The sequence below is a fragment of the Prosthecobacter fluviatilis genome, assembly GCF_042655725.1.
In the GTDB taxonomy this organism is placed as follows: Bacteria; Verrucomicrobiota; Verrucomicrobiia; order Verrucomicrobiales; family Verrucomicrobiaceae; genus Prosthecobacter; species Prosthecobacter fluviatilis.
In genome coordinates, this window is the sequence record NZ_JBHSMQ010000006.1 from 54489 (window position 1) to 75721 (window position 21233).

Consider the following 21233-nt stretch of genomic DNA (forward strand, 5'->3'; position numbering starts at 1 on the left):
TCCCATGAAAGCCATTGTATCCGAACTCCGCCCCGCTGTCTTCGCCATGCTGGTGCTCGCGGTGGTCACCTGTGGTGTGTATCCGCTCGTGGTCACCGGCATTGCCCACGCTGCGTTCAAGAGCAAATCCCACGGCAGTCTCATCATGGACAAAGACGGAGTCTTGCGCGGCTCCGCCCTGCTGGGGCAGAGCTTCACCGGCGCTCAGTACTTCCATCCGCGCCCAAGCGCAGCGGGCGCCGGCTATGACGCCACCAGTTCTGGCGGCAGCAATCTGGGGCCCACCTCGCAGAAGCTGAATGATGCGGTCAAAGAGCGCCTTGCCGTGTATCGCGCTGAAAACAGTCTCAGCGATCAAGAGGCAGTGCCAGCAGATGCCGTCACCGCTTCGGGCAGCGGCCTGGACCCGCACATCAGCATCAAGAATGCAGAGCTGCAGGCGGTGCGTGTGGCGAAGGCGCGCAGACTCAGCGTGGAGAAAGTGAAGGAGCTGATCGTGGCCAACACCACGCCGCCAGACTTTGGAGTGCTGGGAGATGCCGGGGTGAATGTATTGAAGTTGAATCTGAGCCTCGATGCTTTGAAATAACCCCAGCGGCCATGAATGACGACACACGCCCTGACCCCGATGCCCTGCTGGCGCAGGTGCAGAAGGCGGATGCTGTGTCCAAATCAGGCAAGCTGCACATCTTTCTTGGCATGTGTCCTGGCGTGGGCAAGACCTACGCCATGCTGCAGACGGCGCGGCAGCGCGTGAAGGAAGGCGTGGAGGTGCTGGTTGGCTTGGTGGAGACACACGGCAGGTCGGAGACGGCGGCGCTGCTGGACGACATGCGCGTCCTGCCGCGCCGGAAGCTGGAGCATCGTGGCTTCACGCTGGAGGAGTTTGACATCGATGCTGTACTGGCGCAACGCCCGCAGCTGGTGCTGGTGGACGAACTGGCGCACACCAACGCGCCGGGCTCGCGCCATACAAAGCGATACCAGGATGTACTGGAGCTGATTGACATGGGCATCGACGTGTACACCACGCTCAATGTGCAGCACATCGACAGCCAGGTGGACATCGTGCGCCAGATCAGCGGTGTGACCATTCAGGAGACGGTGCCAGATTCCATCCTGGACCGCGCGCACGAGATCCAGCTCATCGATCTCAGCGTGGAAAAGCTGCTGGAGCGCATGGCGGAGGGGAAAGTGTACCTCGGCGAGCGTGCGGAGCAGGCCGTGAGCGGATTCTTCAAGGAGGGGAACCTCACGGCGCTGCGCGAACTGGCGCTGCGCTTTACCGCCGAGCAAGTGGACCGCGATCTCGAAGACATCCGCCGTTCCAGGCGCGTGAGCAGCGCGTGGAAAACGAATGCACGCCTGCTGGTGGGTGTGGGGCCCAGCCCGTATGCCGAGAGCCTGATCCGCTGGACGCGCCGCGCCGCCACACGGCTTGGATGCCCATGGATCGTGGCCTGGGTGGAAAGCTCCCGCGTGCTCGCTCCGGTGGAGCAGGAGCGGCTCACACGTGCGCTCAGCCTTGCGCGCAAGCTGGGCGGCGAGGTGGTCTCCGTAACGGGGGAAAACGTCTCCGAAGCACTGCTGCAGGTGGCGCGTGAGCGCAATGTCTCGCAGATCGTGGTGGGAAAGCCGGACAAGCCAGCGTGGTGGCGGCAGTCGCTGGCGGATCAGATCATCATCGGGAGCAGCGACATCGACGTCTGCGTGGTACGGCCGATGGCGGCTGCGGAAAAGACCCTCATGACATCTGGGAACGAGACCGGGGCGGGTTCGGTCATTGGAGAGTACAGCTGGGTGCTGGTCTCCGTGTTCACCATCGCTAGCCTGTGCTGGGGTGTGGTGCCTTACACCGGCTACATGTTTGTGGCGCTGGTGTTTCTGCTGGGCGTGGTGCTGGCGGCCATGCGCTTCAGCCGGGGGCCTGTGCTGGTGATGGCCACGCTGTGCGCGCTGTGCTGGGATTATTTTTTCATACCGCCGCAGTTCACGTTTTACATCAACAAGGCCGAGGACTGGATCATGTTCATCATGTTCTTCATCGTGGCGCTGAGCATGGGCAGCCTGACAAGCCGGCTGCGGATGCGCGAGGCCGCCGAGCGCAGGCGAGCGCGACAGACCGGGGCGCTGCTGCGTGTGACTCAGAGTGCCGCGCTGGCGGCGGAGCCCGCCAAGGGGCTGGCCGAGGCGCTGCGCAGCATCAATGAACTGCTGCATGTGCAGACTGCGCTCATTGTGCGTGAAAATGACCGTGCCCTGCCAAAGACAGCCCATGTGGCCAGCACCTTTCAGCCAAGCCTCAAGGAGTGGGGAGTGGTGGCGTGGAGCTATGAGAACAAGCAGTGCGCCGGGCGCTTCACCGACACGCTGCCGGAGTCCGAGGCCACCTGGTTTCCGCTGCAGACCGCCACGGCCACGATGGGCGTGCTGGGCCTGCAGTTTGAGCATGAGACTCGGCTCGACTTTGCCACACGGCAGATGATCGAGGCCTTTGCGCTGCAACTGGCGCTGGTTTTGGAAAAGGAGCACTTCATCCAGGCCGTGAGCCATGCCGAGGTGCTGGCACAGTCTGAGAAGCTGCACCGCACGCTGCTGGACAGTGTCTCGCATGAGCTGAAGACGCCCATCGCCGTGATCCATGCCGCGCTCGAAGGCATGGGCGGCCAGAGCAGCCCCTACCTGACAGAAATCACCACTGCCACGCAGCGCCTGCAGCGTGTGGTGGACAGCCTGCTGCAGATGACCCGGCTGGAGTCCGATGTGCTCAAGCCCAATCTGGACTGGTGCGACGTGCGGGACGTCATCGCTGCAGCGCGCAAGGCCGTCGGAGATCCGCTGGCGGCGCATGAGGTGCGGCTGCACATACCGGAGGACTTTCCGCTGCTGAAACTGGACCATGCGCTGCTGACGCAGTCCATGGCCAACATCCTGCACAATGCCGCCATCTATACACCGCCGGGAACGGGGATCGATGTCAGCGTCTCTCTTCGAGATCAGCAGCTCAGGCTTATCATTCGCGATCATGGCCCCGGCCTGCCTGCGGGTACTGAGCGGCGGGTGTTTGAAAAATTTTATCGTGTGCAGGGCTCGCCCGTCGGAGGCACGGGGCTGGGTCTGGCTATTGCGCGCGGGTTTGTACAGGCGCAGGGAGGTGACATCACGGCGCGGAATCATCCGGGCGGTGGTGCTGAGTTTGTGATCGAAATAAACCGCGTGCCGGTTTTTGATCCTGCCGATAAGATGGCCTGAGCGAATCTGGAGATTCGTTTTTCACGTTCCCATGACCGCACTCATCATTGATGACGAAATCCAGATCCGCCGCCTGCTGCGCATGGCGCTGGAGTCCAGGGGATACACGGTGCGCGAGGCGGACAAAGGTCAGCTCGGGCTGCAGGAGGCCGTTTTTCACAAGCCCGATGTCATCCTGCTGGATCTCGGCCTGCCGGACATGGACGGTGTGGAGGTGCTGAAGCGGCTGCGCGAATGGAGCAGTGTGCCGGTGCTAGTCCTCAGCGTGCGCGACCAGGAGGCGGTGAAGCTGGCGGCCTTTGACGCCGGGGCGGATGACTATGTGTGCAAGCCCTTCAGCACCGCCGAGCTCATGGCGCGTCTGGCCGCCATCCAGCGGCGGCATGGAGGGCAGGATGATGCCGCTTTGCAGGCGGGGCCGCTGGTGCTGGACCCGGTGCACCACGAGGCCACGCTGCATGGACAGCCGCTCAAGCTTACCCCCACGGAATACGCGCTGCTGGCGCAACTGGTGCGGCATGCGGGAAAGGTGGTCACTTTGAAGCAACTGCTGCGTGCCGTGTGGGGGCCGCAGGCGGAGGAGCAGAGCCACTACCTACGGGTGTATGCCAACCACCTGCGCAAAAAGCTGGAGGGATCAACGCTGGAGATCAAGAACGAGCCCGGCATCGGCTATCGGCTGGAAGGGAACTGAGCCTTTCTTTTTACACTTTCTTAACGCCCTGGCTGCTGCTGTTTACTGGCGTGGAGACGCTTTGCAGCGAAGGATGGGGCTGCCATGCCAAACGCCGTGAGCTTCAAGCCCTCCGCCCCCCCGCCGGTTCCACTGGCGGAGGTGGGGCAGTACAGCTGGGGGCTGACTCTGGTGTTTGTGCTGGCGTCCACCTGCTGGGTGCTGCTGCCTTACACCGGAGATCTGTTTGCCGCGCTGGTGTTTCTGATGGCCATCGTGCTGGCCGGCACGCGGTGGAACCGAGGGCCTGTGCTGATGATGGCGGTGGTCAGCGCGCTGGTGTGGAATTATTTCTTCATCCCGCCGCAGTTCACGCTGCACATCGACAAGCCGCAGGACATGGTGATGTTCAGCCTGTTTTTCATCGTGGCGCTGAGCATGGGACATCTCATCATCCGGCTGCGTGCACGTGAGGCGGCGCTGGCGCAGCATCATCAGGAGAGGGAACATCTGCTGGAGCTGAAACATCGCACGGAACTGCTTGCGGAGTCTGAGCGGCTGCACCGCACGCTGCTGGACAGCGTGGCGCATGAGCTGAAAACGCCCATCGCCATCATCCGCACCGCTCTGGACGGACTGGGGCAGGGGAATGCCTATGCCAGGGAAATTGAGACGGCCAACCGGCGTCTGCAGCGCATCGTGGAAAATTTTTTGGAAATGACCCGGGTGGAGTCTGAGGCCCTGGAGCCGCACGCGGACTGGTGCGAGATGGGCGATGTCCTGCACGCCGCCACGGCTCCCATCCAGGCTGAACTGGCCGCGCACACGCTGCATGTCTCCGGTGCCGAGGAACTGCCCCTGCTCAAGCTCGACAGCCGCCTTCTCGCCCAGGTGCTGGGCAATCTGCTGCACAATGCAACGCGCTATGCGCCACCCGGCACCGCTGTCGAGGTGCATGCTGCGCTTTCGGACGATGTTCTGGAGCTGAGTGTGCGAGATCACGGCCCCGGTCTGCCCCTTGGCTCGGAAGAGCATTTGTTTGACAAGTTTTACCGTGCTCCAGATTCACCCGCAGGCGGCACCGGTCTGGGGCTGGCCATCGCACGCGGCTTGATGCGCGCCATGAAAGGTGACATTGAGGCGCATACCCATCCTGAAGGCGGCGCGGAGTTTGTGCTGCACCTTCCGGTGAAAACTCGCAGCGCTGCATGAGCAAGGCACTCATCATTGACGACGAACAGCAGATGCGCCGCCTGCTGCGCATGGTGCTGGAGTCGCGCGGTTACGAGGTCAGCGAGGCAGCGGAGGGACAGCTGGGCCTGCAGGAGGCTGCGTTTCACCGGCCCGATGTGGTGCTGCTGGACCTTGGACTGCCAGGAATGAACGGCATCGAGGTGCTGAAGCGGCTGCGGGAATGGAGCGACGTGCCGGTGCTCATCCTCAGCGTGCGTGACCAGGAGACCATCAAGGTCGAGGCCCTGGAAAACGGCGCGGACGATTACGTGACCAAGCCCTTCGGCACCGCCGAACTGCTGGCCCGCCTCACGGTCATCCAGCGCCGCCGTTTCACGCGCCAGAGTGCCGAAATCATGGTCGGACCTCTGAAGCTGGATCTGCTCCATCACGAGGCCATGCTGGATGAGGCGCCGCTCAAACTCACGCCCACCGAATTCGTGCTGCTCAAGGTGCTCGCAGAGCACGCGGGGCGCATCGTCACGCAAAATCAGATCACAAAGCAGGTGTGGGCCGGCCAGACAAGCGACCCGAGCGAAGGTCTGCGCGTGCACATCAACCACCTGCGCAAAAAGCTTGGTCAGGCCGGGCCCCGCATCGTGAACGAGCCCGGCATTGGCTATCGGCTGGAGGAGACCTGAGTCATTGACTGTCCTTGCCGATCAAGGAAAGCACCACGGATGCCGGGATGGCTTCGCTTAGCGTCATGAGCGTGGGGATGGTGGCTTTGCCGTTGCCGGCCTCCGAGGCTAGCTGGGAGCCGAGCAGGGGACGAATGCGTGCCACATGGCCGATGGCATTTCCATAGGCGTCGAGAATGGCAGCACCGCTGCTGCCGGATGCCCAGTCTGCACTGACATCCATGCGTGTGTGTCAGCGGCTGCACTTGGTGCACTGATAAACCCAGCCCACACGCACGTGAGCCTCAGCGGCGCGTTTTGCGATCTCGCGCCCCCGCAGCGGAGTGTTCAGTGGCGTGGCCAGATTCAGGCGGGCAGGCGTCGGATGAGCGAGCTGGGACTGAAGGGCCTGGGCGGACATCAGGCCTTCTTTGGCAGCCAGTTTTTGCAGCCGGTCCACCAGTGAATTCGAGGCGAGGTCTTCACGCTCCGCCTTTTCTGCACTGGGGGGGATGGTGGCCATGGGGGCAGGCGCTTTTCCAAAGCCCTTGGCCGCCAGCGCTTTGGCCAGGGTCTCGCGCAGGGCCTCGCCACGCAGATCCACCGAAGTGGCCAGGATGCGGCCGGTGTCTCCATCCACCAGCCAGCAGGCGGGGATACCATTCACGCCGTACTGCCTCACGATGTCGCTCTGCCGGCTCTTTCCATCGCAGACCTGCGGCCAGTTCATGTTTCTGGCTTTCACAAATTCCGGCAGGGTGGCCACGTCTTCATCGTGGTCCAGGCTGACGCTCAGCACGGTGAAGCCTTGCGGGGCGAATTCCTCATGCGCTTTGATCAGCCCGGGAAGCTCATGCAGGCATGGTCCGCACCAGGTGGCCCAGAAGTCGAGCATCACCAGCTTGCCTTTGTAGTCTTCAGGAAAGCGTACGGTTTTGCCGTCGATGGTTTTGGCTTCAAAGGAGGGAGCCGGCTTGCCGATCTCACCTTCCTGCGCCTTGCGCCGGCCCGCCATTTGGGCAGCTGCCCGGCTTTTCTTTTCCTCCTCGACCTGAGCCACACTCAGAGCCGATGGCACCAGCTCAAAGCGGGAGCCGTCAGGGGAGAGATTCTTCGTCTCATACACCGAGCCTTGGAGCACAAGGGGCCTGTCGAATTGGAACAGCTCTGCCCTCGGATCGATCCGATGGTCTCCATTCATGTCGAGGATGAGTCTGGTGCGCTCCGGGGTGAATTCGCCTGTGGTGGTGTCGTCACTCAGATAGACATCCATTTCACGGCCGCCGACTGAGACTTTGCCCTGACGGCCGTAGTCGCGGTGATAGATGAGAGGCCCGGGGCCTGAGGAGGAGCCATTCCGGTAGAAGACCAGCACCATCTGCTGAGTGCTATCCGGATAGGTGATCTGAACGGAGGCTGCTCCATGCCAGGAAATGATTTCCCTGCCCTCAGGCCCCCTCGCTGCAGACACCCATTTGGCTTCAGGATCGTTGGTGAGGTCACCATCGCCATTCGCATCCACCCATAGGTGCGCCTCCCTGGGCGTGCGCTGATCCAGAATGAGTCCCACCAGCTTGCGTTGCGCCCTGGGTCCGGTTTCCAGAAGAACATACTGCGGATCGACAAGCCCTTCCGGGACCTTGACGATCTGCGCAGGCTGTTGCTGCAGGAACTTGGTCACGACAGGCGCCTGGTAGTGGACCTTGGAGTACATTCCCGCATTCATCCATTGCAGCCGGACTTCTTCGGCGGGGGCGGCGGCCATGGGCAGCAAACAAAAACACAGCATGAGAGGCTTCATAGAAGTGGTGGGGGGTGGGTTGGTTGGCGGTGGCGTCACATCAAGCGCCGCCTAGCGAATTAGCCCGGGAGGATTTGATTGTGACGGGCCAGCCGGTTTGCCTGTGCATTTTAAGTCATGGACGGGTCAAGACGAAGCATGAATTCAGGCTTTTCGCCCGGGGTGGTGTGTGGTTAATGGGCGGATGTCTTTGTCTCCAACCCAAGCTGACACTTCATCACCCCTCATGCGCCGGGCGTGGCTCATCGTGGGGCTGTTGTTTCCAGTGGCGCTGCTGAACTACCTGGACCGCCAGATGATCGCCTCGATGAAGGTCTCTGTGATGGGCGACATCAAGGACATCGGTACGGAGGAAAACTGGGGGCATATGCTGGCGTCATTCAAATGGGTCTATGCCATCTGCAGTCCCATCGGCGGGTACATCGCAGACCGCTTCAGCCGCAGGCTGACAATCTGTGGCAGTCTGTTCGTATGGTCGCTCATCACCTGGCTCACCGGACATGTGAGCAGCTTCAATGAGCTGTACTGGGCGCGCACGCTGATGGGCATCAGCGAGGCTTTTTACATCCCTGCGGCGTTGGCCTTGATCGCGGATTATCACACCGCCGGGACGCGCTCGCGCGCCATCGGCGTGCATCAGATGGGCATTTATTGCGGTGTGATGGTCGGCGGCTTTGCCGGCTTTGTGGCAGATCAGCCTGAGCTCGGCTGGCGCTTCATGTTCGATTTCACGGGGCTGGCCGGCATCCTCTATGCCATCCCGCTGCTCCTGCTCCTGCGGGACGTGCCACGGCAGACGGACACTCAGGAGGCTCTGATGCCTGCCGGACGCGGCGGTGCGATTGGAGAACTGCTCTGCAATCGCAATTTCATTCTGCTGGTGCTCTACTTCACTCTGCCCGCTCTCGCCGCCTGGGTGGTGCGCGACTGGATGCCGGCGATTCTGCAAAAGGCCTTCGACATCAGCCAGGGCAAGGCCGGAGTGTCTGCCGCTCTTTACTGGCAGGGTGCGGCGTTGCTCTCCGCGATCCTCGGCGGCTGGCTGGCGGACCGCTGGATGCGGCGCAGCGACCGTGGCCGCATCTACGTCAGCGCCATCGGCATGATGCTCATCGTTCCCGCCATGTTTGGCGTGGGCAATGCCCCTGCGCTGAACTCCTTCGGGCTCGCCATCGCCTCGCTGATCCTGTTTGGTGTCGGGTGGGGTTTTTTTGACTGCAACAACATGCCCATCCTCAGCCAGATTGTGCGGCCTCACATGCGCGCCACCGGCTACGGTCTCATGAACTTCGTCAGCATGATGTGCGGCGGACTGGCGGACTGGGGTTTCGGCAGGATGCGCGACATGCAGATACCGCTCAACGTCATCTTCGGCGTCTTCGCCATGGTCTGTGTGTTCTCGCTACTGCTCGTGCTGCTGATCCGTCCGCGTCCAGGAGCGTGAGCCTTCTACTGTGGCCTGCCGCCACGGTTCAGCTCTTCAAACACTTCCTCGAAAGCCACCGCGAGCGCCTGCCAGTCTTCTGCCGTCGTCTCCCAGCCGCTGCTGATGCGCACGACGCGTTTCAGTTCAGCCGCGCTGGCGCCGAGCGCCGTCACCACCACAGAGGAGCCCTCTTTGCCTGAACTGCAGGCCGAGCCGGTGGAGATGCTGAAACCGCGCCGCGAGAGCCGCGTGAGCCATTTCAGATTGTCGTGCTCCGGCATGACCATGAGCACGGTGTTCCAGAGCCGGGGTGAGCATTCGCTGATGACGCGCAGAGGCTCGAAACGCGCCCGCATTTGAGCGATGAAGGCATCACGCAGCCCGCTTTGTGTCTGCGCGACTTCGCCCAAGCGCAGAGTGAGCGACTCTAGGGCTGTGACCATGGCCTCGATGGCCGGATAGTTTTCCGTGCCCGCACGGCGCCCATGCTCCTGCGGGCCGCCACGGATGAAGCCGAGCCGTGAATCTTCGGACGGCAGGACCAGAAAGCCGCAGCCTTTGCCGCCGCCAAACTTATGCGCGCTGCCGGTGATGAAATCACACTCGCCAAGATCTGCGGCATCGATCTTGCCGAGCCACTGCGCGGCGTCCGTGTGAAACGGCACGCCGTGTGCGCGGCAAAGCGCCGCCAGCTCGCGCCAGGGCTGGAGGGTGCCGCTTTCGTTGTTGGCCGCCATCACTGAGACGAGCGCCGGGCGGTGGGCGGAGAGGTGGCTTTTGAGGGTGTCGGGTTCCACGACACCGTCGGTGTTGACAGGAAGCTCCAGCACCTGTCTGCCACGCGAGGCCTCACGAAGGCTGGGGTGCTCGATGGCGGAGATCAAAACGAGCGCATCTGGCGGCAGGGGGGCGAAGAGCGCGTTGTTGGACTCTGTGGCTCCTGAGGTGAAGACGATGCGCTCTGCGTCCGTCCCGATCAGCGTGCCCAGCCGTTCACGCGCGGACTCCAGATGCTGGCTGGCCATGCCGGCATCGCGGTAGAGGCTGGAGGGATTGTGCCAGTGCTTCTCACTGGCCCGCAGCCAGGCATCTCGCGCGGCGGGGTGCAGCGGGGTGGTGGCATTGTGGTCAAAGTAGCCGTTCATGCAGCAGGTTTGAAACGGAATGGCAGCGGGATGTGCAGCAGCATGAGGGCGAGCGAGAGCCCAAGGTAAGGCAGCCATGAGCCGCCCTGTCCATTGGAGAGGAGGCCGTTGACAAGCCCCAGCACGCCGATGCCTTCGCTCAAGGCAAAGACCACGACATGACCCGCGATGAAGCGGCCCCGCTGCTCCGGATCGTCAGGATTGAGCGCACCCGAGGTGAAGCCGCCGAGCAGAAGCCTGCGCAGCAAAAAACTCAGGACCGTGGCACTTCCGGCGATGAGGGCGATGACCTGCCCCATGGCACCGGGGGCGCTCTTGGATGGCGCGAAAGTCATCGAACTCAGCATCACGGCATACAGGCAGAGCGAGCTGCACAGTGCTCCCCAGATGATCAGGACAATGGGATTCGCTTTTTTCATGGTGCCATCTTCACACGCTGCGGATGCGTGTAAACATTCATGGTTTCTCCACGGAGAAAGCCCACGAGTGTCTGGCCCGCCTCATGGGCAAAATCCACCGCCAGGCTGCTCGGGGCGGAGATGGCGGCGAGCAGGGGAATGCGCGCGGCAAGCGCCTTCTGGATGATCTCAAAGGACACGCGCCCGCTCACCAGCAGGATGTGGCGGTCCAGCGGCAGCATGCCGCGCTGGAGCGCGTAGCCGAGGATCTTGTCCAGCGCATTGTGGCGGCCCACGTCCTCGCGCAGCACGATGAGGCGGCCCTCCAGATCAAAAAGGCCGCTGGCATGCAGGCCGCCGGTCTTTGAAAACGTTTCCTGAGCCGCACGCAGCTTGTCGGGCAGGCTGGCGATGAGCTTTGGCTCCACCTGCCAGTCTCCATTCACGGAAGGGAACTGCTGGAACACGCTTTCGATGCTGGTCTTGCCGCACAGCCCGCAGCTTGAGGCGCTGAAGACATGGCGGGTGAGGGAGTCCCAGTTCACCACTGCGCCGCCCAGCAGCACATCCACGATGTTGCCATGCTTGTTGTTCACGCTGGGGCATTGGGAGACCTCGAGGATGTCACGCGGGTTTTTCACCACGCCCTCGCTCACGAGGAAGCCGCACGCCAGTTCCTCGTCGTGCCCCGGCGTGCGCATCACCACGGCCACGGAGCGGCCCTCCACGCGGATTTCCAGCGGCTCTTCACGGGCGGTCACATCGTCCACTTCAGCCGCGCCACCGGCGGTGCTCAACTTGTGCAGATGCACGGCGGCCATGGCTGGATTTTCAGCGCTCATCAGGATGCCTCCATGAAATCCGCAGGCAGCACGCCCGCAGGCACGCGGCGCGGCTCGGCGATGAGGCGCACCATTTTTTCAAAGACATCGCGGCCGCGGATGATCTCGATCTCCACGCGCATGAAGTAGAAGGGGATGTCAGACTCCGGCAGCTTGGAAAAGCGCACGTAATCCTTCTCGGTGGTGACCATGCAGTGCACATCCCGCCGGGAGCAGCGCTCGATGAACTGCTTCAGCTCAGGGCCGCGAAAGCGGTGATGGTCCGCAAAGCGGGCGGTCACCTCCACCTTGGCCCCCAGCTTGCGCAGGCCGTTTTCAAAGCTCTCCGGCACGGCGATCCCCGAAAGTGCGCCGACAAACTTGTCCCGCAGGCCGTCGATGGGGATGCGCTCGCCGGTGTGGATGTTTTCAAAGTGCATCGCGCGGTGGCGGCACTCGATGATCTCGGCGGCGCGGTTGTAGCGGCGGATCTGCTTCACCACATCCTCGCTGTCCCCGTCAGATTTGGTGATAAAGATGTAGCTGGCGCGGCGCAGGCTGCGGGGGGGCTCGCGCAGGGTGCCGCGCGGCAGCATGTAGCCGTTTACGCCAAAGGCGGCCGTTTTGTCGATCAGCACAATGTCGTGCCGGTGCTTGAGCTTGAGGTACTGCAGGCCGTCGTCGAGCACGAGCACGTCCGCGCCAAAATGCTGGATGGCGAAGGCTCCGGCTTTCACGCGGTTTTTGTCCACCACCACGGGGATGCCGGGGCAGTTCTTGGCCAGCATGAAAGGCTCGTCTCCGGCATTGTGGGAGTCGAGAAGCACCTTTTCACCATCGGAGACGATGCGCGGCGGAGGCTCTGCGGGCTTGGGGATGAGGCCCAGACGTGAGGCCAGTTTTTTGGTGAAGGGGAGCTTTTTCTGCCGCTTGCTTTTGTAGCCCCGGCTCAGGATGCAGACCCTGCGGCCGTGCTCGTGCAGGGCCTTGGAGAGCATCTCCACCACGGGGGTCTTGCCGGTGCCGCCGGTGGTCAGGTTTCCCACGCTGATGACAGGCACCCCCAGGTGGTGGTCATGGATATAGCGGTGGCGGTAAAGATAGAGCCGCGTGCGTACGACGGCGGAATAAATGCCCGAGAGACCACGGAAAACGACCCGCAGCAGCGATGCGCGGATGCCACGGCGGTTGTTGATCACCACGTCGATGACGAAGTTTTCGATGTCTTCCAGGGTGTCTCTCACAAGAAGGGCATAGGAGGCGGGAAAGCGCGCCACGTCAACGAGACGCCTTGCTGATTGCTGCGGAGTTTTGTAGCCTTATGGAAATGAAAACAATCGTCCGAATGCTGCCCTGTCTGCTGCTAGCCGTTTCATGGGCCCAGGCCGGTACTCTGGCCGAGGCGGCGGCGCGAAGGCAAAAGCTGCTCCCGGCTGGCTGCATTGTCACCGGGGAGCTCATCGGCGGCCAGGTGAGCTATGCGATGGCCGGCAAAGCCCCGGAGGCCGGAGAGGCAAAGCCGGAGCAGATTGTCTTTGAGATAGGCTCGATCACCAAGGTCTTTACCGGGCTGCTGCTGGCCCAGGCTGTGGTGGAAAAAAAGGTGACTTTGGACACCACCATCGGCGGTATGCTGGCTGGGAAGGTGAAGTTTGCTGATCCACGCGTGGCAGCCATCACGCTGAGGCAGCTGGCCACCCACACCAGCGGGCTGCCATGCCTGCCGGAGAATGCCATCGCCGGTATGGCGGAGGATGACCCGTATGCGAATTATGATGAGAAGCTGCTGTGGAGCTATCTCGCCACCGCAAAGCTGGAGGGGGAAAGCCCTTTCGCCTTTGGCTACTCAAACCTCGGCATGGGGCTGCTGGGGCATCTGCTGGGCGGGGTATGCCAGACGTCATGGGACAAGGCTGTGGTGGAGAAAATATGCCTGCCGCTGGGAATGAAGGACACGGCGCCGCAGCCTGAGGCCAGGCTGCCGCGCGCCATGCCACATGATGGAGCAAAGGCAACCAAGCCCTGGCACATGGCCGCGCTGGCCGGGTGTGGCGCGCTGCGCAGCACGGCGGCAGACCTCATGAAATTTGGCGAGGCGCTGCTCCATCCTGACCAGACTCCTTTGAAGGAGGCCTTTGCACTGGCTTTGAAGCCGCAGGCAGATGCGCCCTCCATGGGTGGGCAGATCGGCCTGGGGGTGCTGCTGGGAAAGTTTGATGGCGATGCCACGCTCCACCATGACGGTGGCACCGGAGGTTTTTGCTCAGGGCTGCAGGTGATACCGGCCAGCGGCATCGTGCGTGTGGTCTTGATCAACAGCAACGCGCTGGGAGGCAGCGAGGTGATTGCGGGCACCACCACCGTCAAACCGTTCGATCCGGCGACGCAGAAAGAGACCTCCCTGCCGGCGGAGATGCTGAAACAGTACCCCGGGCTTTATGAACTTGATCGCAACTCGAGCTTCATCGTGAAGCTCGACGGTGGAAACCTCTACCTAAAGCTGACCGGGCAGATGTTTCTGCGGCTTTTTGCCAAGGGCCCCGACCGCTTTTTTATGAAAGAGGTGGCGGCTGAGGTCGGCTTTAACCGCGCCGAGGGCGCCATCCGGTCGGTGACCCTTTTTCAAAATGGTAATGAGATCACCGCAAAGCTCAGTGCCAAACCGCCGCCGGACTACAAGCTGGGCTCTGCCAAGGCCTTGCAGCCCTATGCAGGCGAGTACGCGCTGATGGGGATGCAAAAGCTCACCGTCTCAGTCAAGGGGCGCACGCTTTTCGCCCAGATGGAAGGCCAGCCTGCCGCGCCTGTTTTTGAAACGGAGGCCGACCGCTTCGAATACGATGTGGTGCAGGCGGCGCTCGTCTTCACCCGAGATGATGACAAACAGATCAATGGCCTTACGCTGCTGCAAAACGGACTGACGGTGCCCGCACCAAGGGTTAAGACCCCATCCAGTGCCCCGAAGCAGTGAGGCGGTTTTCCTTTTCTGCGAGCGCCAGCACGGTCTGAAAGTGCGGGCTCTTGCTCTCCCGGTGCACCACGCTGGTCTCGATCTTTTTGAAGCCCGCCTTGGCGAGCATCTCATGCAGATCGCTCTCGGAGAAGCCCAGCCACACGTCGGCATACAGCTCGCGCGCCTGCTCAAACTGGTGCTTCAGCAGATCCAGCACCACGATGCGACCGCCGGGCCGCAGGATGCCATGGGCTGCTTTGAGCGCCTTTTCCGGATTCTGCGCGTGGTGCAGTGCCTGGCTGAGGAAAACGAGGTCCACGCTCAGCGGCGGGATGGGCGGTGCCTCGATGTCCCCGAGGCGGAATTCGAGGTTTGCAAAGCCGTGCTTCTGCGCCAGCTCCGCACCGTAAGCCACCATCTTTTCACTGCTGTCCACGGCGATCACTTTTTTGGCGCGCTCCGCCAGAAGCTGGGAAAGGGTGCCCTCGCCAGCGCCCAGGTCGGCGATGACCAGCGGCGGCATGAGCTTGAGCAGCGTCTCACCCAGGCCCTTCCATGAGCGGCCGGGGATGTAGTGGCGGCCAAACTTCCCGGCCAGTGCGTCAAAGTAGGCCTTGGCCGTCTGGGCGCGCTTGCGCAGCACGATCTGCAGCGCGTCGGCATCCTTGGCCACCTCGCGCAGTTCAGCGCCGGCAGCCTCCAGCAGGGCTAGGAAGTGCTCATGCGTGGGCTGGTCTTTGGTGCCGGGCTGGTCCAGCTGGTAGAGCCGGTTCTTGCCACTGCGGCGGTCGCTGACCAGTCCAGCCGTCTTGAGCTTGGCCAGCTGTGCGGAGATGTTGGACTGCGGCAGGGAGAGCACCTCCTGCAGCTCCGCCACACTCAGCTCCTCCTGCTTGAGCAGCAGCAGCAGCCGCACCCGGGTGGGGTCGGCGATGAGGCTGAGAGATTTGAGGACGGAGGCCAAGGTGAAGTCATCGTATCAACGTATGATGATTCATCAATGCCAGAGTTTTGCACCTGTGAGGCGGCTGTTTCAAAGCTTGGACGCGGCCCAGATGCCCGCCTTGCCCTGCTGTGCCTGCCGTCGCAGTCCCTGGAGCTCCAGGGCGTAGTCATTGATGGAGCGGGCATCTCCCGGGAGGCTGGAGGTTACGCCAGCCACGCGGGCGTAGCCCTGCTGCACCAGCAGGTCTGCCAGGTAGACCTGTTTGCCGGGGCTGATCTCCACGATGATCAGGGCATAGTAGCGGCTGAGGCCGGGCACCTCCTCCCAGCGTGTCATCACGGTGAAGGTGTGGTCTTTGAGCAGCTGCGTCACATAATGCACTGCGCGCTGCCCTTCCTCAATGACACGCTGGCTGCTCACGCCAAAGTAGCGCGCCTGATCCTGCACACGCTGCGGGTGGGTCAGGGAGGCATCCAGCGCATCGACGTAGTAAAGCACGAAGATGTGCTCGTCCTCGGTGTCGCTGACCTTGATGCGCAGCGTGTCGGCCTCGTTGGCGCGGCTTTCAATGAGGCGGGCCTTGGGGAAGATCCTGAACTCCGGCAGCGGAGCACGTGTGGGATCAGTCTGAGCCTGCCCTCCTGGCACATGGGCCACAGCCACTGGCAGCGCCTGCGCTGGCGGCGGGTGGTTTTGTTTCAGCAGCACAGCCACGAGCACGATGATCAGCACCAGCACAAAGGTGATGGCGAGATTGAGCAGGGTGTCACGGAAGGGCATGCGGCGCGGCTGGAGGTGGGACCGGGCAATTTCCCGCGTTTGGGGGGAGGCTCAAGTTTCAAGTGCTGCGAGCGCGAGAATGCCGGGGAGGCGGAAAAGAGACACGAAAGAGTTTTTCAGAGGTGGCGTAATTGGTATGACCTCCTACCAATACGATGACCATAGCTCCTCTCAAATCCTCCCCCTCGCTCGTTGAGCAGGTGTGTACACGGCTGGCGCTTCAGCTGCGGGATGAAGCCGGCTCCGGCGACGGCAGGCTGCCGCCGGAGAGGCAGATGGCCGAGAGCCTGGGCGTGAGCCGCACGGTGCTGCGGGAGGCCACCAAACGTCTGGAACTGCAAGGACTGCTGGAGATCCGCCATGGCAGCGGCATCCGGGCTGTGAACCGTCTGCACAAGCCGCTGAGCAGCTCCGTGGCCATTTTGCTGCCGGAGGCGGCTGAGAGACTGCGGCAACTGATCGAGGCGCGAGCAGTGATCGAGCCCGAGATCGCACGACAGGCTGCGCTGAAAGCCAGGGCCGCTGATGTGAAGCAGCTGCGCACCGTGCACGAGCGGCTCGTGGCGGCGGAGACCCATGACGAAGAGGTGGAGGCGGACATCGACTTTCATCGCACGCTGGCCCGCATTGCAGGAAATGAGATCCTGAAGCTCATGCTGGAATCTCTGGCTGATCTGGGGCGTGAGAGCCGCCGGGTGACGATTGGGAACGTGGGCAGGCAGCGGGCCATCGACCACCACGCCGCCATCCTGAATGCGGTGGCGGCGCATGATGCCGGTGCGGCCGCCGAAGCGATGAAACACCACATGGACGAAGCAGCGCGCGACCTGACGGGCGCCAAGACGAAAGCCAAACGATGAAAACGACGCTCTTCATCCTCATGGCGGCTGCATCTGTGCGGGCCGTTGATTTCGATCAGGACATCCGCCCGCTGCTGGAGCGGCGCTGCGTCGAGTGTCATGGCGCAAAGAAGCAGAAGGGAGAGCTGCGCCTCGATGCCAAAATCTTCGCCTTCAAAGGAGGCCATGACGGTGCTGCCATCCAGGCGGGAGATGCTGGCAAAAGCCTGCTGTATCAGCGCATCGTCTCGACGCAGGATGATGAGCGGATGCCCCCCAAGGGCGAGCCGCTTTCACCGGCGCAGATTCAGCAGGTGAAGGACTGGATTCAATCAGGCGCGGTCTGGCCTGAGAATGCTGCTGACAAAGATGCCGCCACTGACAGGCGCCTGCAGCACTGGGCGGTGCAGCCTGTCAGGCGCGCGTCCAAGGACGACACGATCGATTCGCTGATCACGGCAAAGCTTGCGACAAAAGGACTCAAGATGTCGCCGCAGGCGGATCGTCGCACGCTCATCCGCCGCCTGAGCTTTGACCTGCTCGGTCTGCCACCTGCGCCGGAGCGTGTGGAGCAGTTTGTGAAAGATGCCGACCCCAATGCCTATGAAAAGCTGGTGGATGAGCTGCTGCGCTCCCAGCACTACGGCGAGCGCTGGGCGCGGCATTGGCTGGACATCGCCCACTATGCCGACACGCACGGCTTTGAGCGCGACCAGCTGCGGCCCAATGCGTGGCGCTATCGCGACTACGTCATCGAGTCTCTCAATGCCGACAAGCCTTACGACCAGTTCATCCGCGAGCAGATTTCGGGAGACGTGATCGCGCCAAATGATACCAAGGCCGTCATCGCCACCGGGTTCCTCGCCGCCGGGCCGTGGGACTTTGTGGGGCAGGTGGAAACGAAGAGCGAGATGCTCAGGCGTGCCGCCCGTGCAGGCGATCTGGATGACATGGTCACGCAGGTCATCACCTCGACGATGGGCATCACCATCAACTGCGCGCGCTGCCATGATCACAAGCTAGACCCCGTCACGCAGGAGGAATATTACCGGCTGTGGGCTGTGTTTGCCGGAGTGAAGCGCGGAGACCGCGAGGTGGACGCGGCGGAGGCTAAACACGTGGCTGAGGAAAAAGCGCGTCTGAACAAGGAGCTGGCGCAGACACGTGCCCAGATCGCAAAGCTGGCAGGGGAGGGGCTGGATCTTGCCGGCATGGCGGGCGGGGGTGTCAAAGGCCGTGGCATCGACCTGAGAACAGGAAGTCTCACGACGGGAAAGCTCGGCTATCATCGCGACATCCAGACGAACAGACCGCAGCGCATCGAGTGGCCTGCGGAGGTGGCAGATGCAGACCGTTTTGTCTCCTGGGTCTTTGTTCCCGATGGCCGGAACCCTGTGCCCGTGGCCGCCAAGCAGGAGGTCAAAGGACTGCCAGCCACCAGCGGACATACGTGGGATGCCATTCGCAACGGCCCGCTGAATGCGCAGCGCAGCACCAAAATCGGTGGCGTTGATTACGCAGAGAAAGATCATTCCATTCTCGGGCTGCATGCAAACAGCGGAATCACCTTTGACCTCGTGAAAATCCGTCGGAGCAGCGGCCTGGGGGACATGCGTTTGACGGCGGCGCTAGGCTTTGGTGCGGATGCCGGTGCTGCGGCCTCGCGTGCGGACTTCACCGTCTTTGTCGATGCGGAGCGCAAGTTTCAGAAGCTCAAGATGCGCAAAGATGAGTTCACGCATTTGGACATCGCCATTCCGGCGGCGGCGAAAACGCTCACCCTTATTGCCACAGATGGCGGCGACGGCATCGGCAGCGACCTGCTGTTTTTGGGCGCTGCACGGCTGGTGCCCGAGGTGGAGCACAGCACGCTCACGGCTGCTGATCAGGAAAAGCTGAAGCAATTGCGGGCTCAAGCCGCCAGGCTCGACGCAGGACTTAAAGCGCAGGCAGATCCGGCCAAAGTCTATGCCGTCGTGAGCGAAGCACAGCCGCCTCTGGTCAGGGTGCAGCGGCGGGGCAATCCTGAAGATCCGCAGCAGCAGGTGCAGCCCGGGGCATTTGCCTGGGCACGCCATGCCAGCATGGATTTCGGCACAAATGAAACGCCCGAGGGCCAGCGCCGCCGCCTGCTGGCAGAGTGGATCACCCATCCGGCCAATCCGCTCACCAGCCGTGTGCTCGTAAACCGGCTCTGGCATCATCATTTCGGACAGGGCATCGTCAGCACTCCCAGTGACTTCGGTCTCGGCGGCGACAGGCCTTCGCACCCTGAACTGCTCGACTGGCTGGCCAGTGAGCTGCTGCAGAGCGGCTGGTCGTTGAAGCACCTGCACAAGCTCATCGTCATGAGCGCCGCCTATCGGCAGCAGTCCGCTTTGCCCGATGAAACGGCAAATCGTCTGGATGCCCAAAACCGCCTGCTCTGGCGGCAGAACCCGCGCCGCCTGGATGCCGAGTCCGTGCACGACGCCGTGCTGAGTGTCGCAGGCACCTTGAACCCCGCCATGGGCGGCCCCGGCTACCGTGATTTCAATTTCACCGAGGCCTACGCTCCCATCTACGACTACATCACGCCTGACAGGCCCGAGCTGCTGCGCCGCAGCATCTACCGCTTCGTGGTGCGCACCACGCCGCATCAGTTCATGTCCACGCTCGACTGCCCTGATCCCGCCAATCTCACACCGGCCCGTGCACAAACCACCACAGCGCTGCAGGCGCTCACGTTGAGCAACAACGAATTCATGCTGCAGCAGGCCGCGAACCTTGTCTCCCGCATCGAAAACGAAACCGACTCACGTGCAGCCGCCATCCGGCGGGCCTTCCTTCTCTGCTTTCAAAGAGAGCCGAAGGCTGAAGAACAAAGCGCCGCCACCCATCTCGTCGCCGAGCAGGGGCTCTTTGCCCTCTGCCGCATGCTCATCAATGCGAATGAGTTTGTTTACCTCGACTGATGCAGGCCGAACTTGCTCCCATGATCAAACCAATCATTCCATTTTTATTAGGCCTGCTTGCATCGCTCTCTGCCGCGGAGGTCGATCCATCACTGGCGCATGCATCGGTCTGGACTGAAATCTGGCCTGATGCAGCGGGAAAACCCCTGACACGCAAAGTGCAGGGAAACATCTGGAACGCCGCCATTCAGACTGCTCTCGACAAAGACAACACAGTCCATCTGCCGAAGCGCGATCAGCCCTACTACCTCGATGGGCCGATCATCCTGAAGTCCGGTCAGAAGCTCACGGCAGATCCAGACGCCGAGATCCGGCTGAAACCCGGCACCAATACCTGCATGGTGCGCAATGAGCATATGGTCGGTTTTGCGGACCAGCCTGTGCCTGAAGACACCAAGCCCGACACCGGCATCAGCATCGAAGGCGGCATTTGGACGACGCTGGCCAATGGCATAAAGGACGGCAACGGCAACCAACGTGGCGCATCGTTAAAGAAAGATCCTGTGCCTGGGACGCATGGCGTCATTCTTCTTCACAACGTGCGTCATGTGACCGTTCGCAATATCACCGTGCGCCAGAGCCGGGCCTTCGCGGTGCATCTGGCCAACGTCACTGATTTCACCGTTGATGGCGTCACGCTGGATCGTCACGGGCGTGACGGAGTGCATGTAAACGCCCCGGCCAGCCAAGGGCTCATCCGTCGCGTGAGCGGCGTTTCACATGATGACACCGTCGCTCTGAACGCCTGGGAATGGAAAAACTACGCGCCCAGCTTTGGGGCCATTCATCACATCGTCATCGAAGAGATCCATGGCTCGCCTGATGGCGTGCCGTCGGCAAATTCCATCCGCCTGCTTCCCGGCGTGAAGCGCTTTAGTGATGGCTCCACACTCGACTGCCCCATCCACGACATCACTGTGCGCAACGTTGCCGGCATCCGTGACTTCAAGCTCTACGATCAGCCGAATCTCGAAATCGGACGCGACAAAGACGCCAGCGCAGGCATCGGCACGCTGCGCTGTATCGTCTTCGAAAACCTCAGCTTCAAACGTCCTGGCAGCATCCAGGTCCACGCCAACACTGACAGCCTGAGCGTCCGCGGCGTGAAGCTCAACTTCCCGCTCGCAGCGGATTTCCGCCTCATCGAACTCGGCCCCAAATCGCAGACCTACAAACGTAAGGCGGACGACCCGGCCACCTGGACCGAAATCTTCTCCCCCGATCTCAGCTGCACGGTGCGCAATCTGAGCGTCTCCGGCGTTCGCTGGCAGGAGGCAAAGGCCGATTTGCCCATCGATGAGGTCGTCAAAGTCATCGAGCTGAAGCCCAATCCCGACTATCCCAAGACCACGCCGCAGGGAGGCTCCGGAAAAGGCATTTGGATTCGCTAAC

The 21233-nt window shown here is 62.2% G+C and carries 18 protein-coding genes; 10 read left to right on the forward strand and 8 right to left on the reverse strand.

Annotated elements, in window-relative coordinates:
* Positions 1-4: 4 nt before the first annotated feature.
* The 5 genes from kdpC to ACFQDI_RS16440 all read left to right on the forward strand — a co-directional run bounded on the left by kdpC (position 5) and on the right by ACFQDI_RS16440 (position 5799).
* A complete protein-coding gene (gene kdpC / locus ACFQDI_RS16420) occupies positions 5-589 on the forward strand; it encodes a potassium-transporting ATPase subunit KdpC (protein ID WP_377168703.1) in 585 nt (194 codons plus the stop codon).
* Between the two features lie 11 nt (positions 590-600).
* Positions 601-3252 (forward strand): DUF4118 domain-containing protein, encoded by a 2652-nt coding sequence (locus ACFQDI_RS16425; protein ID WP_377168705.1) that lies wholly within the window; start codon positions 601-603, stop codon positions 3250-3252.
* Positions 3253-3283: 31 nt separating this feature from the next.
* Complete coding sequence (locus tag ACFQDI_RS16430; RefSeq protein WP_377168707.1) at positions 3284-3946, forward strand: response regulator; 663 nt, start codon at positions 3284-3286, stop codon at positions 3944-3946.
* Positions 3947-4030: 84 nt separating this feature from the next.
* On the forward strand, positions 4031-5137 hold the full coding sequence (locus ACFQDI_RS16435; protein WP_377168709.1) for a sensor histidine kinase: 1107 nt from the start codon (positions 4031-4033) through the stop codon (positions 5135-5137).
* The gene (locus ACFQDI_RS16440; RefSeq protein WP_377168711.1) at positions 5134-5799 is read left to right on the forward strand and encodes a response regulator transcription factor; all 666 of its coding nucleotides are present in this window, start codon (positions 5134-5136) and stop codon (positions 5797-5799) included. Before ACFQDI_RS16435 ends, ACFQDI_RS16440 begins: the two co-directional genes overlap by 4 nt.
* A 1-nt stretch (position 5800) precedes the next feature.
* Here ACFQDI_RS16440 and ACFQDI_RS16445 read toward each other — a convergent pair whose 3' ends face one another.
* Positions 5801-6022, reverse strand: a complete 222-nt coding sequence (locus tag ACFQDI_RS16445; protein ID WP_377168713.1) for a hypothetical protein — start codon at positions 6020-6022, stop codon at positions 5801-5803.
* A gap of 9 nt (positions 6023-6031) precedes the next feature.
* Positions 6032-7543, reverse strand: a complete 1512-nt coding sequence (locus ACFQDI_RS16450; protein WP_377168715.1) for a TlpA family protein disulfide reductase — start codon at positions 7541-7543, stop codon at positions 6032-6034.
* A 262-nt stretch (positions 7544-7805) separates the two neighbouring features.
* On the opposite strand from ACFQDI_RS16450, the gene ACFQDI_RS16455 reads away from it, so the two are divergent.
* Positions 7806-9023: an MFS transporter gene (locus tag ACFQDI_RS16455; RefSeq protein ID WP_377168717.1), complete on the forward strand. Its 1218-nt coding sequence runs from the start codon at positions 7806-7808 to the stop codon at positions 9021-9023.
* A 5-nt stretch (positions 9024-9028) separates the two neighbouring features.
* Here the strand turns inward: ACFQDI_RS16455 and ACFQDI_RS16460 are convergent, their stop codons facing one another.
* Genes ACFQDI_RS16460 through lpxK form a run of 4 tightly spaced genes read right to left on the reverse strand, consistent with a single transcriptional unit; the run spans position 9029 to position 12613 of the window.
* A complete protein-coding gene (locus ACFQDI_RS16460) occupies positions 9029-10150 on the reverse strand; it encodes a cysteine desulfurase family protein (protein ID WP_377168719.1) in 1122 nt (373 codons plus the stop codon).
* On the reverse strand, positions 10147-10569 hold the full coding sequence (locus ACFQDI_RS16465; RefSeq protein WP_377168721.1) for a hypothetical protein: 423 nt from the start codon (positions 10567-10569) through the stop codon (positions 10147-10149). Before ACFQDI_RS16465 ends, ACFQDI_RS16460 begins: the two co-directional genes overlap by 4 nt.
* Positions 10566-11390: a formate dehydrogenase accessory sulfurtransferase FdhD gene (fdhD, locus tag ACFQDI_RS16470; RefSeq protein WP_377168723.1), complete on the reverse strand. Its 825-nt coding sequence runs from the start codon at positions 11388-11390 to the stop codon at positions 10566-10568. Before fdhD ends, ACFQDI_RS16465 begins: the two co-directional genes overlap by 4 nt.
* Positions 11390-12613 (reverse strand): tetraacyldisaccharide 4'-kinase, encoded by a 1224-nt coding sequence (gene lpxK, locus ACFQDI_RS16475; RefSeq protein ID WP_377168725.1) that lies wholly within the window; start codon positions 12611-12613, stop codon positions 11390-11392. Before lpxK ends, fdhD begins: the two co-directional genes overlap by 1 nt.
* 83 nt (positions 12614-12696) lie before the next feature.
* On the opposite strand from lpxK, the gene ACFQDI_RS16480 reads away from it, so the two are divergent.
* Positions 12697-14340 (forward strand): serine hydrolase, encoded by a 1644-nt coding sequence (locus ACFQDI_RS16480; RefSeq protein WP_377168727.1) that lies wholly within the window; start codon positions 12697-12699, stop codon positions 14338-14340.
* Here ACFQDI_RS16480 and ACFQDI_RS16485 read toward each other — a convergent pair.
* A complete protein-coding gene (locus ACFQDI_RS16485; protein ID WP_377168729.1) occupies positions 14309-15286 on the reverse strand; it encodes an ArsR/SmtB family transcription factor in 978 nt (325 codons plus the stop codon). The genes ACFQDI_RS16480 and ACFQDI_RS16485 overlap by 32 nt on opposite strands.
* 69 nt (positions 15287-15355) lie before the next feature.
* Positions 15356-16048, reverse strand: a complete 693-nt coding sequence (locus ACFQDI_RS16490; RefSeq protein WP_377168731.1) for a hypothetical protein — start codon at positions 16046-16048, stop codon at positions 15356-15358.
* 155 nt (positions 16049-16203) lie between these two features.
* On the opposite strand from ACFQDI_RS16490, the gene ACFQDI_RS16495 reads away from it, so the two are divergent.
* The 3 genes from ACFQDI_RS16495 to ACFQDI_RS16505 are packed head-to-tail and all read left to right on the forward strand — an operon-like array spanning position 16204 to position 21232.
* Positions 16204-16908: a FadR/GntR family transcriptional regulator gene (locus ACFQDI_RS16495; RefSeq protein WP_377168733.1), complete on the forward strand. Its 705-nt coding sequence runs from the start codon at positions 16204-16206 to the stop codon at positions 16906-16908.
* On the forward strand, positions 16905-19841 hold the full coding sequence (locus ACFQDI_RS16500; RefSeq protein ID WP_377168735.1) for a DUF1553 domain-containing protein: 2937 nt from the start codon (positions 16905-16907) through the stop codon (positions 19839-19841). The genes ACFQDI_RS16495 and ACFQDI_RS16500 overlap by 4 nt, the downstream gene beginning before the upstream one ends.
* Before the next feature lie 20 nt (positions 19842-19861).
* Entirely contained in the window at positions 19862-21232 is a 1371-nt protein-coding gene (locus tag ACFQDI_RS16505; protein WP_377168737.1) for a hypothetical protein, read from the forward strand.
* The last annotated feature ends 1 nt before the right edge of the window (position 21233 follow it).